Annotated in this window: 17 protein-coding genes; 3 read left to right on the top strand and 14 right to left on the bottom strand. The window is 39.0% G+C overall.

The annotated features are described in order from the left end of the window. The first annotated feature begins 249 nt into the window (after positions 1-249). From J2Z32_RS14820 to J2Z32_RS14810, 3 genes are all read left to right on the top strand, one after another. Positions 250-1,182 (top strand): BUD32 family EKC/KEOPS complex subunit, encoded by a 933-nt coding sequence (locus J2Z32_RS14820; RefSeq protein ID WP_210089955.1) that lies wholly within the window; start codon positions 250-252, stop codon positions 1,180-1,182. 101 nt (positions 1,183-1,283) lie between these two features. Continuing rightward, a complete protein-coding gene (locus J2Z32_RS14815) occupies positions 1,284-1,670 on the top strand; it encodes a VOC family protein (protein WP_210089954.1) in 387 nt (128 codons plus the stop codon). A gap of 110 nt (positions 1,671-1,780) precedes the next feature. Then, entirely contained in the window at positions 1,781-2,278 is a 498-nt protein-coding gene (locus tag J2Z32_RS14810) for a DinB family protein (RefSeq protein ID WP_210089953.1), read from the top strand. Positions 2,279-2,350: 72 nt separating this feature from the next. On the opposite strand, the gene J2Z32_RS22415 is transcribed toward J2Z32_RS14810, so the two are convergent. The 14 genes from J2Z32_RS22415 to J2Z32_RS14740 form a co-directional block, all read right to left on the bottom strand. After that, on the bottom strand, positions 2,351-2,929 hold the full coding sequence (locus J2Z32_RS22415; RefSeq protein ID WP_210089952.1) for a TMEM175 family protein: 579 nt from the start codon (positions 2,927-2,929) through the stop codon (positions 2,351-2,353). 170 nt (positions 2,930-3,099) lie between these two features. Next, positions 3,100-4,548: a DEAD/DEAH box helicase gene (locus J2Z32_RS14800; protein WP_210089951.1), complete on the bottom strand. Its 1,449-nt coding sequence runs from the start codon at positions 4,546-4,548 to the stop codon at positions 3,100-3,102. Positions 4,549-4,611: 63 nt separating this feature from the next. Next, complete coding sequence (locus J2Z32_RS14795) at positions 4,612-4,848, bottom strand: DUF6953 family protein (RefSeq protein WP_210089967.1); 237 nt, start codon at positions 4,846-4,848, stop codon at positions 4,612-4,614. After that, positions 4,848-5,396: a hypothetical protein gene (locus tag J2Z32_RS14790; protein WP_210089950.1), complete on the bottom strand. Its 549-nt coding sequence runs from the start codon at positions 5,394-5,396 to the stop codon at positions 4,848-4,850. The genes J2Z32_RS14795 and J2Z32_RS14790 overlap by 1 nt, the downstream gene beginning before the upstream one ends. An 84-nt stretch (positions 5,397-5,480) precedes the next feature. Then, the gene (locus J2Z32_RS14785; protein ID WP_210089949.1) at positions 5,481-5,696 is read right to left on the bottom strand and encodes a GNAT family N-acetyltransferase; all 216 of its coding nucleotides are present in this window, start codon (positions 5,694-5,696) and stop codon (positions 5,481-5,483) included. 90 nt (positions 5,697-5,786) lie between these two features. Continuing rightward, entirely contained in the window at positions 5,787-6,332 is a 546-nt protein-coding gene (locus J2Z32_RS14780) for a 50S ribosomal protein L25 (RefSeq protein WP_210089948.1), read from the bottom strand. Positions 6,333-6,573: 241 nt separating this feature from the next. Beyond that, complete coding sequence (locus J2Z32_RS14775; RefSeq protein WP_210089947.1) at positions 6,574-7,689, bottom strand: DUF4037 domain-containing protein; 1,116 nt, start codon at positions 7,687-7,689, stop codon at positions 6,574-6,576. 194 nt (positions 7,690-7,883) lie between these two features. After that, positions 7,884-8,780: an AraC family transcriptional regulator gene (locus J2Z32_RS14770; RefSeq protein WP_210089946.1), complete on the bottom strand. Its 897-nt coding sequence runs from the start codon at positions 8,778-8,780 to the stop codon at positions 7,884-7,886. A 139-nt stretch (positions 8,781-8,919) separates the two neighbouring features. After that, positions 8,920-9,639, bottom strand: coding sequence for a hypothetical protein (locus J2Z32_RS14765; protein ID WP_210089945.1), 720 nt, complete (start codon positions 9,637-9,639; stop codon positions 8,920-8,922). Positions 9,640-9,664: 25 nt separating this feature from the next. After that, complete coding sequence (locus tag J2Z32_RS14760; protein ID WP_210089944.1) at positions 9,665-10,663, bottom strand: phosphotransferase enzyme family protein; 999 nt, start codon at positions 10,661-10,663, stop codon at positions 9,665-9,667. A 104-nt stretch (positions 10,664-10,767) separates the two neighbouring features. Beyond that, on the bottom strand, positions 10,768-11,805 hold the full coding sequence (locus J2Z32_RS14755) for an NAD(P)/FAD-dependent oxidoreductase (RefSeq protein ID WP_210089943.1): 1,038 nt from the start codon (positions 11,803-11,805) through the stop codon (positions 10,768-10,770). After that, a complete protein-coding gene (locus J2Z32_RS14750) occupies positions 11,806-12,792 on the bottom strand; it encodes an ABC transporter substrate-binding protein (protein ID WP_210089942.1) in 987 nt (328 codons plus the stop codon). 98 nt (positions 12,793-12,890) lie between these two features. Then, positions 12,891-14,555, bottom strand: a complete 1,665-nt coding sequence (locus J2Z32_RS14745; RefSeq protein ID WP_210089941.1) for an AraC family transcriptional regulator — start codon at positions 14,553-14,555, stop codon at positions 12,891-12,893. Positions 14,556-14,613: 58 nt separating this feature from the next. Further along, positions 14,614-15,021: a GNAT family N-acetyltransferase gene (locus J2Z32_RS14740; RefSeq protein ID WP_210089940.1), complete on the bottom strand. Its 408-nt coding sequence runs from the start codon at positions 15,019-15,021 to the stop codon at positions 14,614-14,616. Positions 15,022-15,134 lie beyond the last annotated feature (113 nt).

Below are 15,134 nucleotides of genomic sequence, written 5' to 3'. Positions count from 1 at the left end.
GCAAAAAACACCTCCAAGTTATATCCATATCTTACGACATGGTTTCATTTTCTTGAAGGTGTTTTAATTTGTCTCACGTTACGGGGTCAGTCCCGATGGTATAGCTAACTGCTTTTTATTTTATGACAATACAAAAATACAAAGACCTTATTCAACATCATAACAAAATGGATAATATAAGTCTATTTTTTTCTAGCCTAATATGGAACAATGTACTAGCTAACAAAATTATGGGAGGAAAGTACATATATGATTCCAAAAGTATTTTTAGCTCATCGCACTGAAATACCTTTATTTGATGAGGTCACTGAATGGTCTCTATTAAGAAAATGGCCGCTATCAGAGGTTTACAGAGTACGGTTAAAATCAGGAGAATCACGTATTGTTAAATGGGGCGGAAGTGAGATGGCTAGAGAATCTGAAATTTACCAAAATTTAGTTTATCCACTGCAAATTAAAGCTCCACTCATTTTTGAATTTGTTGAACTTGAGGAAAGTAGCATTATGATTATGGAGGACGCAGGACGCAGCAATTTGGAGCAAGATCCAAAATCTATTTATTTCCTTGAAGCTACGCGGGAGCTAGCACGTCTTAGAAATCAAGCCACAGCCCACTTAAGACTGATTCCAGTAGCCACTACTGAAAATTATTGCGTCTCAAAGGAGGTGTTTCTGAACCTGCTAGATGATTTGTTAAAAAATGATTTGATGAATACGATACTAAAGTCACAAATATCGGCTACAAATAATGTTTTACTCAACCTAAGAAGTGTACTTCCGCATCATTTAGACAAACTATATCAAACCGTTCCTCTCTCGCTTGTCCATCATGATTATCATGCAAAAAACCTTTTAATCCAAAACAGTGGAATTATGCCTATTGACTGGTCCCTTGGCTATTTAAGTCCTCATCTTGGTGATTTATATCGCTTGATGAAGGAAGCACATGTCTGGAGTCAGACAGCAAAAGAAGACATGATTTCGGCTTTCCTTGAAGTAGCTCCTTGTCCTAGAGAACAACTGAACTGGCAAATACAAATTGGAGGCATATGTTGGCTAATTATGACTCTACATTGGCTTGCCCACGGTGGCACAACAATCATTCAAGGATCAGAAGCTTGGATACCAGATCTGATAAATGATGCAACTACCTTGTATGAGGCATTGCATCAATATAATTAATCATTGAACATTAAGTTTTGCAACCCTCCTAGACCTGGTGTAGTATCTAAATAAATCAAATTTGAACATTGTAAATAAATCGCCAAAAGGAGTGTTAATCAATGAATTCAGAATTCAAAATTAAAGGCATAGGACAAGTTTCCATTCGTGTTAAGGATATGGAGGTTGCTACTCGCTTTTATCAGGATACTCTAGGATTGAAGCTGTTATTTGAGATCCCGAACATGGCCTTTTTTGATTGTAATGGCGTTCAAATTCTACTAAACATCGCCGAAGACCCTAAATTTGATCATCCGAGTTCTGTATTTTATTTTAATGTAGATAATATTAACGCTGCGTATGAAACCTTAATTCATCGTAATGTGCAATTTCTGGGTAAGCCACATAAAATTTCTGAGGTAGATCAAACTTCAACATGGATGGCATTTTTCTATGACCCAGATCATAATGTACATGCCTTAATGAGTATAGTGAGCCCTCTAAGTTGACAAATATATGTTCATAGCAGTATATTAAGTTTTGCGTAATTAGATTTTATAAAATCTATTAGAGAAAAGTAATATAAACTGCTTTTTAGCTTAAATGGAGGAGCTTACTCATGTCTCAATCAAACCTTGCTTTTAGCCAAGCTATTGTAAAATCTTTAGTTGGAGAACGTGGACATATTCCGATTGCTAGAGCTTTGCCCGATATTACCGTGGAGCTGGCGGGGAAACCTGTAGAAGGAGTGCCATACACCATTTATCAATTGGTGAAGCATATGAGCTATTGGCAAGATTTCATGCTGACGCATATTGAAGGTGGCAAACCCCAAGCACCAGCAAATGTACAGGAAAGTTGGCCTGAAGAGACTGCCCCAGCGGATGAGGCACAGCTACAGGCTGCGATTGAACACCTACTAAACGGCGTAGAGAAGGCTGTAGCTATTGCCCAAACTGCTCAGCTTGATGAGCCACTTGTCAATTTCCCTAACGAAACTAAGGGAGGACTTTTGCGGAATATTGCCTCACATAATTCTTATCACCTAGGGGAAATTGTGTTACTTCGTCGTCTGCAAGGCGCTTGGCCACCCCCAGGAGGCGGCTATCCTGCTTAACAGCATAGTACCATCCAAAAAAGCTCCTCGAAACCCGTCTGTAAACTAGACGCGAGAATCGAAGAGCTTTTTTTAGTGATCATTCAGAACATGCTCGATTCGCTGATCAGGCAAAAACCAGATTATCGCAACAAGTACAAAAAAGATGCCAGATATCCAAGGACTTATATATGCCGTCAAGGCTGCGATCAAGTAGAACAAAGAGGATAATTTTCCTTTCCAGTTTTTCCTCATCACTACCACGAATGCGGAATCATCTGAATGCTGATTAATAATCGCGCGCTGAAGCAACCAGTATGAGAACGCCGCAAATAGTAGAATAATACCGTACAGCGCTGTTGGTGTTGCCGCAAATTGGCTTTCTCCCATCCAAGCTGTCGTAAATGGTACTAACGATAGCCAGAAGAGAAGCAGTAAATTGAGCCACATCAGCCGTCCGTTCATCTTCCGCACCATGTGCAGTAGATGATGATGGTTATTCCAGTATATTCCGACATACACGAAACTTAGGATGTAGCTTAGAACCTTTGGTCCAAGTCCGATTAATGCATGCCAGTCATGGCCTTCGGGCAATTTGAATTCAAGTACCATAATTGTAATAATAATTGCCAGGACGCCGTCGCTGAATGCCTCCATCCGATTTGCTTTCATAAAGTTCACCTTTCCAGCTTCACACGCTCTTTATACCTACCTTTGGGCCCATCTATATATACTATTTTCGTAAAATATACATCAGTATATAACGAAAATACCACAGCTGACAATGGAGCATATTCTCAACACTAAGTTATATTTCCTCTCACGTCCAAGCCCATATAATTTTATTTCCGATTTGCCACATGTACTTTCAGCAGCTTACCTTTGACAGTAGTATCCTTCATCTTTTCAAGAACGAGGTGTCCTTTGCCATTAAGAATATCTACGTAAGAGGCGTTATCCTCTATTGTGATAATTCCGATATCATCGGCAGAGATCCCATCGAGCTTGGCAATCGTACCTACAAAGTCTACTGCTCTAATTTTCTTTTTCTTTCCCCCGTTAAAATACAGCTTCAGAACATCTTGATTTATACGAGAGCTACGATCCTTCTTAACCGCACGTTGACCCCTAATCTTCGCTTCAAAGGCAGGAGTCGCACGTATTATTGCTTCTTTGGAAGGCGTGTTTCTTCTTGGAATCTCGAACCCGATATAGCGCTCAACATTGGCAACAAATTTATCCTCACGTGGTGTAGCAAAAGAAATTGCTCTACCTGATTGACCTGCTCTACCCGTTCGACCGGTTCTGTGGACATAGCTCTCCGTCTCTTGCGGGAAATCATAGTTGATAACATGACTGATGTTCTCGATATCAATCCCTCTCGCGGCAACATCCGTTGCGATCAGATAGCAAAATTGTCCGCGCTTAAAGTCATTCATTACCGCTGTTCGATCGTCCTGCTCCATCCCCCCATGTATTTTACCGCAGGGATATCCGTGCTTATTTAATTCTTCAAATACGACTTCAACTCTAATCTGTGTGCGGCAAAAAACAATGCAGCTATCAGGGTTCTCAACGAGAGTGACATCTCGAAGCAAATTAAGCTTTTGCTCGTCCCTAACTAGATACATGGAATGATCAATTTGACTCGTCGTTTTTGCTTCAGTCTGCACTTCAATGTCTAATGGAGCATTCATATATTTATGACATAACTTCTCCACGTCCTTCGGTAACGTCGCTGAAAATAGCATCGTCATTCGATCCAGAGGCAACTCACGAATAATCTTCTCTACGTGCTCAATAAAACCCATATTAAGCATCTCATCCGCTTCATCAATGACAAGAAACTTGATCTGCTCCAAATCAATCGTTTGCTTCTCAATATGGTCAATTAGCCGCCCTGGCGTACCTACAATTACGTGATTTCTATGCTGCAATTGCACCTTCTGTCTGCTAAAGGGCTGCTTGCCATACACAGCGGTTGCCTTAATTCGCTTATATCTGCCGATATTCATAATATCCTGCGCAACTTGATCCGCAAGCTCACGAGTTGGCGTTAGAATCAGCGCTTGTGGACGGTTCTCTTCCCACTCTAGCAATTCGCAGATCGGAATACCATAAGCCGCAGTTTTCCCACTTCCTGTATGGGACTTCACCGTCATATCCTTTCTATCCAGCGCAAAAGGGATCACCTTATGTTGAACTTCTGTTGGTTGTTGAAATCCTAAGTTGTCTAAGGCACGGGTAATTTCCTCGCCTAAATTATAATCTTTGAAGCCTTGCTCACTCATAAGTAAACCCCTTTTATTTAAGTAACAACAAATTTCTGTGTTCTTATATTAGAATATAACATCTCACGTCCATGCCCACATAAAGCTATCTCTATCCCAAGCTATCCTGCCCCCATGAAGCTTGCGGAACGCCTTCTTTACCTCTTTGGACAAAGATGCATTTCCGTTATCATTCACAAATACAAATTGTTCCCCAAAGTTAGTCTTCACATATTCAATCGCATCAGTCTGATACAAATTCCCTTTAAACCTAATTTCCTCAACCATCCATTCAGCTACCTGCTGTGCAGTTACTTCCATCATGTATGCTCCTTTCTATACTTATTTATCGTCTCATCACTCCATATATGGGCTTCGATATAACGCTCAGGGCCGTATTTCCCGTCATCGTTCCAATTCTGAGGCGATCCGTACTTTTGAATTATCATTAAAATTTCATCATATGTATACAGTTGCCGCCGATATTCCTTCCCATCATCAACATTTGGGCTAAAGGTGGGCATCGAGTCGCCATACGTAAATGAGATGGTCTTTAGATCAAATTCTTGAATTGGAATTTTAAGAAATGTACTATTTTCATACCATGTACTGAGCCAAGGACTATGCTCAACCACCATATAATGTGGCGAAGTGCGACTAACAATCCCGCCTTTTTTTATAAATTCCGTCCGTATCATGTTTTCGCAATTACGCCGATATTCCACATATTTATCATGTCTTTTTGCGCTTTGGGCGTTAGGTTTGGTTGCTTTAATTGTATCAAGCGCAGACCTTGCTTCATCAATAGATAAATCAGATAGATTTACAAAGGGACCTATAGATTGATCAAAATAATGATATAAAAACATCATTTTTCCTCCTATTTGCTACGAATCACAAGTTCGTATTTACGAGCCATCCACGAATTGCTCAAATCTTCAGCCGCTTGGCGACTAATGCGTACAGCTGGTTTTTGTAAATTTAATGTCCATAACCTTGCCCATTTCTGCAAATCCGATATTTTTAAATACGCGAAGCGAATTAGTGTTTGCTAAATCAGTATATAACATCGGCTCTAAGGACTCTAATTTAAGAAGCGAGCATAGTTCTGCAACCATTGCACCTGCATAACCTTGTTTACGAAAGGCGGTAGAAGTAAAAAAACCCACCCCATAAGGGGTAGGTTTAACTCCGAATTACAACCCTATTTCATTGTAGAATAAAAACCGCCTTAACATCCACATAAATTCTACATGAACTTAAGGTTTTACTACAGAAAGCAAAGATTCATTTCCATCAGATATAACCGTCACGTCTGAAGAGAATTGGGCATCACTGACATGCAAGGTTTCTCCAATTTCCATGCCACTAATATCAAATTCAATGGTTTCAGGCAAATGACGTGGTAATGCTTCCACTTCGATCAAAGCTAACTGAACCTGAACAACGCCACCACTCTTCGTGCCAACGGGTGTACCATTAAACTTCACAGGAATTTTGGTACGCAAAATCTCATTGCTTTGCACCTGTTGGAAATCAACATGAATTAAATCTCTTGTTACTGGATCTCTCTGCAAATCCTCCAGCAATACCGTTAATGATTCTTTCCCTTCAAACTTCAGCTCGATAAAACCAGATGCACCTTGGTTTAACCATTTTTGAAATTCGATGCTTGGAATATGAACCATCTCATTTTCGGTGTTTTTACCAAAAACGATACCTGGAAGTCGTCCAGATTTACGTAAATTTTTAAGTCCTGAAGTGTTTAGGGGAGTGCGAGTCTCCGATTGAAAAATAGTAGCCATACTATGTTCGCTCCTTTTTATGAAATGATATTTTCACGTCTTTATTCATCATCCAACGATCCCCAACCGGGGCTAAAGAAAGAAACATAGCATCACCACCTCCATCTTGCTATGATAAATTTTAAAGACATTTAATGGTAATCCCCATAATATGCACGAAGGCACTCTATTCGAAAAAGAATAGAATGCCTATGGGATGCTTACACCGTAACATATATATATGGTTTTGTCGAACTTGTGGCTAAACGATCATATCTCCGATTCCAGTGCGTTTTACCTCTGACTGTATACTATATATTGGCTTGAACTTTGAATAATGCTCTGCCCAGACCAAGATATGCTCACTCGTAATAAATTGATCTAACGCACCAGGTATTTCTAGGTCTTGAAGCTCCTTCGGTAACGAAGCAAATAAAGCATCTTCAATATTTACATATGAATATCCTTGTAAACCCCTTGCATAAGAGTCGGATGGCTTAAGTTCGATATATTCTGTGAGCTTCATCTCATTATGTTGTTGTGCTAAAACCATTAACACATCTTCGATGTGTTCAACCGCCTTTGTCACAGAAGGCTCCATCAAACTAGCTTCAAGTTGCTCCATCAACTTATTGACGAGAGGGCTAATTTGAGACATTTCCCTCGCTATCCATTTGTAAGTGGCAGGACGAACCCTTTTATTATAAAGGAAAACCAGTTGAACCACTTTATCTACCATTTTATTTAAACATAGTCTAGCCGATAAAGTGTCTCCTCTGAGTGCCGCGATCCCTGCCACATAGAGTTGACGAAATGAACTCCATGCGTATTTTAATTTATAGCGCCACACGTCATCAGGAAGATAAGTTAACGTCTTTCGCACTGCTGTTATTTCCCCAACAGGATCTGTGAAAATCTTTCCTCTAGTCCACTCCATCACTTTCTGCTCAGGAATAACTAACCATTCATATTTGGAAGGCTGTGGAGTATGCAGCCCTAATTGGAGCTCCATGTGACGAGAGACACTAGTAATTGCAACATGGTGTAAGTTGTCTTTGCCGTTATAGGGGATAAGCACCTCATGGGACTCATCTACCGAAAAGCGGGCAGGATACCCCTTGTATACCGTTGGGATTTTTTCATTAAACGCTTGGTTAAGGCTTGTTGCGTACATATCATAATCGGAGTCAAGCAACCAGATATAACATCTTGCGCCCCATTCATGATCTCTTGATAACTCATCATCATAACCTAATACATCTGAGCCATACCCAATTAACCCCGCGGCATGTTTTTCTAATAGTTGAGGAAATTGTTTAGCTATGATTGGTCTTACGATCTCCCAATAAAATGCTTCGCTTAACTCTAAACCCTTCATACATAGGCTCCATCTTCCGTAGCGTGCGCACCCACATTGTAATTACCGGTACCCTAATATTAACATTAGGCTCAAAAATTACTAGACTATTCTTTTGTCTTTTGTTATCATTTAGATTGAAGTTTTTGATAAAATTGCGACTCCTTGGGACTCCTATAATTACTTACTAAGCCAGATCACGATCTAGGCTTTTTTTATTTTTTATTTGGTCTTACTCTAATCCATAATTCACTCCAGCATACGCTACCACTACCGTAATACATCTCAAGTTCATATCCATCCACTTTTTCATAATCAGCAGTGGGTAACCACTCGGTATATACGCGCTTAATGACATTCTGAAGAGCGGCGCTTGTTCCCTTATAGGTATGATTTTCAGTTCTAAAAATCGCCCACGTTGCAGCTGGAACCATCTCTTCTTTGTATCCCTCTGTTTGGCTTTTACTCGTTTTAAGGGCAAACATCATATAAGGAAACTTATTATCATCCTCAAGCTGACGGTAATCACAAATTGCGTTAACCAAACACAAATTATTTGATACTTCTTGAAACATATTTGTTGAGTTGGTTAGTTTTTCAAGCCTGCCATCATCCCGAGCCTCCTGCCAAAAACGAGGTACGGAAATGAAATTTTCACCTTGGTCTGTCGTGAATATATCCTCAATTCCATATACATGAAATGCTTCCTTGCTTTCAATTCTGTAGTTCATTGGAACAACTCCTCTAACGGTTAGTAGGAAAGAGATACGGGGATAGGCTGTAAGAATAACGCCCTGATTACGCGAAGATGACGGGGTTTGCCCATGAATATTGTTAAATGCACGAGCAAAAGCCTCTGGAGAGTCGTAGCCGTACTTTAGAGCAAGGTCAACAATCTTAATGCTACTATTTTGCAGCTCAAATGCGGCAAGCGTCATCTTCCTACGCCGAATATACTCAGACAAGGACACCTCTGCTACGATTGAAAAGATCCTGTGAAAATTATAGCTAGTACAGCAAGCAATTTTTGCGACTTGAGCCAGGTCAATATTCGTTAAGAGATTGTCCTCGATATAGTCCAGCGCTTTACTCATTCTTTCAACCCAGGCCATTCCGTTTCCCTCCCTCTGATAACAGTTAACCATACCTGCTTATATAAAGCCTTGCAGTTTACAATCAAAAAATGCAAGCTATAAAAAAGATACCTCCAACCTAGCTTCGAAGCCTTGGAAGTATCTGCTTACTTCTTATTTACTCTACCTTATTATAACGATGATTATGAATAGCTTGATTGATCCATGCCTCAATCTGCTGGTTAGGTAACAAAATGTTTCCTCCAAAAGCGTTATACTTATGAAAACCCCAATCCCCATATACTAGCATATAGTATTGACTGTTCACTTGTTTTACCAATGCCCATACGCCAAGATCTCCCTCTGCGCCCGCACTTATATATAGCCAATCCTTATAACAAAATATATGAGGCTGCCCAAACATTTCAAAATCATCTAAGTATCCGTTGCTACCATCTCTAACCGGAAAATTCATATTGTAATCCCTAATCATCAATACATCTAAAATCTTAACTTGCAGCCACGCTTTAGATTCATATTGATCAAGTACACGTTCAATGAAACAACGTACAAAAGACGATTGCTCGATCTCCTCAGGATGAGAATCCCATCCATTAAGGCTAGATAATACTGGAGTGTATAATATCCAAAAGGGCTCTCCCACCGACATATAGAAAGGATGATGTACGTTTACTGTTCTAACTTCGCCTTTCATAGGAGGTCGATCAGAGCGCACCCAATGAATGGTGTCTGGTGTAGGAACTTCATTTTTGAAATCTGACCACTCCATTACAACATCTTCGAAACCCGCAATATCAAAAAGCGAACTCTCCATGTTAACTGGCTCCGATAAACTTTTACATGCATTGCATACCAAAGCAACTACCTGCTGTGCCATCATTTTGTAACTCCAGTCCATTTTATTAAAGTAAGTAAGTTTCTAGTAGCTTTTGGATAGATGTATCATGTTCATTTAACCAATTCATTCTTGTGTGGAATTGATTTAGAATGTAGTTGAAGTTTTGTTCAATATTTATACCTGAAAAATGTTGACCTATATAAATATGGAGAACGGCAATATGATAAATCTGCGTCATAAGCTTGATATACCTGAATTCTTGCAATGAGCCTTTACGAAACATTGCATACCCCTTAATAAATGCCTCAGTCATTTCCAAAGAGCCATTTGACATCTGCAAAATGTGATTAAGGCAAATAGCAAACTCGATAAAGCTAATATCTAGTGAAACAAAATCAAAATCTAATACACCACAAATTTTGTGATCTTGACACAATAAATTAAATATTAACAAGTCATGGTGAACCAGCTGTCTAGGTAATTCCTTTAACAGATCAATGGACTCCTCCACAGATGAAAGCATTACTTGATAAAAGTTTAGATGTGCTTCAGCAATGTAAAAAGGTGCTTGCTCAATAAAAGAAGTTATAGCATCACGATGGGCAAGTGGATGAAGATCATAAAACTCGATAAAAGACTTTCCTTGATATTCAAGTAGCTCCTTTGGGTAATCGCCCATTACAGAAGAAATTTGTCCAACAATCCTACCAAACTCCAAGGCTTGTTGCTTCTCTGTCAAGACAGGTACATCCCCTTCAAGAAAAGAAACAATCGCACCTAATGCCCCATCTGACAATTGTATGTATTCATCCCCACTGAGCGTAGGGAGAAATACAGGGACTTGGAATGCAAGATTTTTATTATTTAAAAATGACGTTATTTTTGATTCTAGCTCAATACTTTGAATACTTTTAGTATGTCGATTATATACACGTGCTACATACTTATTGTTATTGATTTTTATAATTTTCGTGAGGTTAGTCAATCCAAATGGAACTGATTCTATTTCATAACTTGGATCATTAAAATAATAATGAACTAACTCATCAATTGATGTACACATTATTGAATCCCCTATCCATATGATGAATTTTGCTATTTATTAAACTAGCTATTTCCACCTTTAGAATAACATAGTATACATATAGAGGAATTTCGGTTTATTTTCTATCTTATTCTTTTTCTTTGTAGTTCTTCATTTTTATCCGCAAAGCAATCATTATGAGAAGAGACACCTGCCATTTTGGATTCGGTAGGGTCAATATATAGTTTAGCACTATTTACTGCAAGTACAGCATCATTAAAAGCACCAGCGATCAATCTTACTTTTCCTTCATGTGTAATAATATCACCTGCACCAAATATACCGGGCATACTCGTACACATTTGTGGTGTAACAGACACACCATATTCTTCAAAAGCAAGTCCCCAGTCCAAAATAGCCCCACCAAAGTTTCGCTCGAAGCCATGGTTAACAAGCACCTCATCCACGTCAATGCTGACCGCTTCGTTTGAATTCACATGCTCTAATGTAACCCGCTCGACCTTATTTCCATTCCCATGTAAAGAGGTTACAGTATAAGGTACATAGGTAGTCGCTACGGATTTCATTCGTGTGACAGAGCATTCAAAGGCACTAAAGTCATCTCGTCTATGAACGACGTATACCTCCTTCGCAATGGGGGCCATTTCAATCGCCCAGTCAACTGCCGAATCGCCACCACCAGAGATAAGTACTCTTTTATCCTTAAACTTGTTTAAGCTTGTCACCGTATAATGGAGGTTATTTAGCTCATAACGATCTGCACCTTCAACGTTTAATTTCTGAATCTTAGTGATTCCGCGGCCAGTCGCTATAATGATCGTTTTTGTGTAATGCTTGTCCCCTGTGTTAGAGGTCAAGATAAAAATACCATCCCCACGCTTCTCCATTCCCACGATCTCTTGTCCATATACGATTTCTGGGTCAAAGGTTTCCGCTTGCTCTATTAATGAGTGAATAATATCCTCGCATCGAACAGGTTTAACTCCACCGACATCCCAGACCAACTTTTCAGGGTAGGTACGCATAAAGCCACCCAATTCATTTTTGGCTTCAATGATCTTCGTTTTCATTTCACGCATTCCGCTATAAAAAGCAGCATACATCCCCGCCGGTCCGCCACCAATAATAATAAGATCAAAAATATCTATATTTTGTGTCATTTAGCGCACCAACTTTTCTACTAAATAATCGAGGAATAATGGAGTACCTATTAACCCTTCACCAACAACAAAATCAGCCGTTTTTAATGGATAAACGTTGCCCTTTTTCACCGCAGCCATCGTTTTCCAAAGTGGATAATTTTCTAAATCCTTCATCGATTGCTCACTGCTATAATTTTGCATTTGGCGTTTTTCAACAAAAATATGATCCGCATCAAGCTCAGGTAAAACCTCTAAAGAAATAGGTGTAAACCAATCCTGATTATCCTTTAACTTCGTGGGTATGTTTAAGCCAAGCTGATGGTACAAAATATCACTACCGGGACTTCCCTTTTCCGTACCTAATACACGATATTGGTTTTGCTCTACTCGCAGCACGAGAATCTTTTCATCGCCAATTGCATTGTGTAGCTTGTCCTTCGTTTCTTGTATTTTAGCTCTAAACTTCTGGAGAGCCACGTCAGCTTCCTTCTCTTTATTAAATAGCTTGCCAAGTACAGGAACAAAATCATCGATTGCACCACCAGCATCCACCGCAACCGTAGGCGCAACTTTACTTAATGCCTCATATCGTTTAGCATCTATCGCTCCATTATCCGCAATAATTAAATCAGGTGCCGCCTCAAGTATAATTTCAATATTTTCCTCATATTGCTGTACGGGAATCATCTTAACCTTATTTTCATCAAACAATTTAGGACGATACTCTGGTTCGATTTCCTTCACAAGGGTTACCATATTAGGAATTACGCCAATCTCGATGAGGTTCTCAGCATAATTAGAATTAAGGACCAGCATATTTTTAGGATGGGTAGGAATGGTCACATCACCATAGGCATCCTTCACAACACGTGTGGTAGGCTCACTTTTATTTGACTCGTCCTGTGCGCCCCCTGCATTTCCTTGATTTGAGGTAGAACAAGCAGCTAAAGCCAAAACTAACAGCATTGAAACTATATACAACATCGATTTTCTCATTTTTTTCATTAAATATAACCCTCTTTTCTATGATAATGATTATCACTATCAAATTATAATGAATAATGAGAAAACCTACTATAGCTGAAAGTGTCCTAAAAAGTGGATTATTGTGTCATTGATAATGATTCACTACCCAAAATAGCCTCTTCAATCTGCTTCATCACTTCCCTTTTACCAAACACACTGCAATTATTAATCCATAAGCCTGTATCCACATAAAATACTCGTTGATCTTTGACTGCATCCAGATTACTCCATTGCTCACTTTGTTGTAGCCTAGACAAGCTGTGGTCTGCACTGTAATAATCCATAATACGTTTTTCAATAAATAAGTAAGTCGGATTGGCATCCTCTAATTGCTGTAAGGAGCATACGTTAAAGCTATTCTCATGTGAGGTAAAGCTATGGGGCATGTTTAAGCCAAGCTCCTTGTACAAAAGGATTGCCGAGTCGGTAGAGGCTTCCCCTACATAACGATACCCTAACTCTTCTACGCGAAGGTGAAGAACGGTTGTCTGATTTATAACGTTCTTTGTACTGTTATAAGTGTTATTGTTGATATTAATCTGTTTATGAATTTTATCCCTTAAAGCTTTAACCTCTGTAGCCAGCTCCTTCATCAAATGTTTAGCTTGGCTTTGTCTATTAAACAATTGACCAAAATAAGGAATAAGCTCATTTAGCTCATCTGGTAATCTCGTAATAATAGGTGCAAGGGTTTGAAAGTGTTGCTTCGTCTCTTCCGTTAAATGTGATCCGATAATTAGATCAGGCTGTTGCTGTACAATGATGTCTTGCTGAATGACATATTGAGGCATTTCTAGCATTTTCACACCGTTTTTATGGAAAAGCTCTCTTTGATAACTTGGAGTTAAGGAGCTTGTGACGATAACACAATCCGGAATTACACCTAACGCAATTGCAATTTCTGCATGTGCAGGCGAAAGAAAGCAAATCCGACCTGCTGCAATCGATTTTTTAAAATGTTTTGGCGAAACACCCACAACCTCTTTAAACTGACGACTGAAATATTGGGCATCCTCGAAACCCACCCTCTTCGCCACATTTTTAGACAAGTCATCTGAAAGTAGTAATCTTTCCTGAGCACGCAAAATACGATAAGTAATTAAATACTGGATTGGCGTTTTACGATATAACTCGGTAAATTTCCTAGAGTAATATGATGGACTATATCCAGCAATCGCAGCTAGCTCATCTCTTGTCATCATTGCATTATAATTTTGCTTTATATAAGTATCAGTACGTTCCATTCTCTGCTCAAGTGTAGCTTCATCTGTCTGCTGTTGTGGTATCTCTTGTTGTAATTGTTTTAATAAACTATATAAAATAAACTGCTTTATCGTTACATTTAGAGGTGCTACTGCTTCGTTAAATGATGATCGAATATGTGCTACAACCGTATCAGACACGCTTCGAATGTGATAACCAGTTGCCGTATTTACACTCCAATCGCCAGCTATTTTTAAGTTTGTATCATATATGTTGTATATATTGAAGCTGATTAGATAAGCAGAAAAGTCCAGATGCGTTGGTTTGGAAAATTGAATAACAGAGCCACTTTCTAGCGCAATTAATTGACCAAATATAATGTGCTCCTCATGCCCGTTTATAGATAATGTGCATTGCCCATCAGTCACTAGAATGAGAGAAGCTTGATTTAAGTGCATCGTAGATTGCTTAGCTAACGTAATTTCCAACTCTTTGATTTCTAAACAATGGGCAAGCCAATGGGGATTAGAGTCAAGCATGAATGTACTCCTTTAAAGTTATTAATACTATTTTCTGAACATTTTGTTGGGCATACATTCACAGCTGTTTTGTAAAAAATATTTCCTGTGGCTGCGTATCAAGTATTAAACACCCTGCATCCTTATAACCTAGCTTGCGATAAAAATGTTGAGACCCCTCATCAGCCTGAGTCGATGTCATCATTAAATTAAAGCCTTTTTCTTTCATTTGTTCTTCCCAAAAAAGGACAACTTGCTTGCCGATCCCCTTACTCCGGTAAGGCTCATCAAGCCAAATCAAATTCATGAATGGGGTGTTATCCCAAAAGTATCCGTACCTCATCCATCCAATATTATGATCCTCTTCATCTCGAACAATATAGATCTCATTTCCCTTAATTTTAGACAGGATTAAGCTTTCAGAAAGATGCCGATCTTGGTTTCGTATGTATTCGTAGTCTGAGTCGGTTGCAAAGTCAATTTTCAACGGTATTCCTCCTTTATATGAAACTAAACTTAGCTAGATTATAACAAATCATTTTATTTCGGGTTACCAATTGACGGAAATAAAGAGCTATGAAAGAATAAGCTAGTTAATAT

Source organism: Paenibacillus turicensis (genome assembly GCF_017873435.1).
GTDB classification, from domain to species: Bacteria; Bacillota; Bacilli; order Paenibacillales; family Paenibacillaceae; genus Fontibacillus; species Fontibacillus turicensis.
Note: the sequence above shows the minus strand (reverse complement) of the source record. Positions and strands in the feature narration are given on the sequence as shown.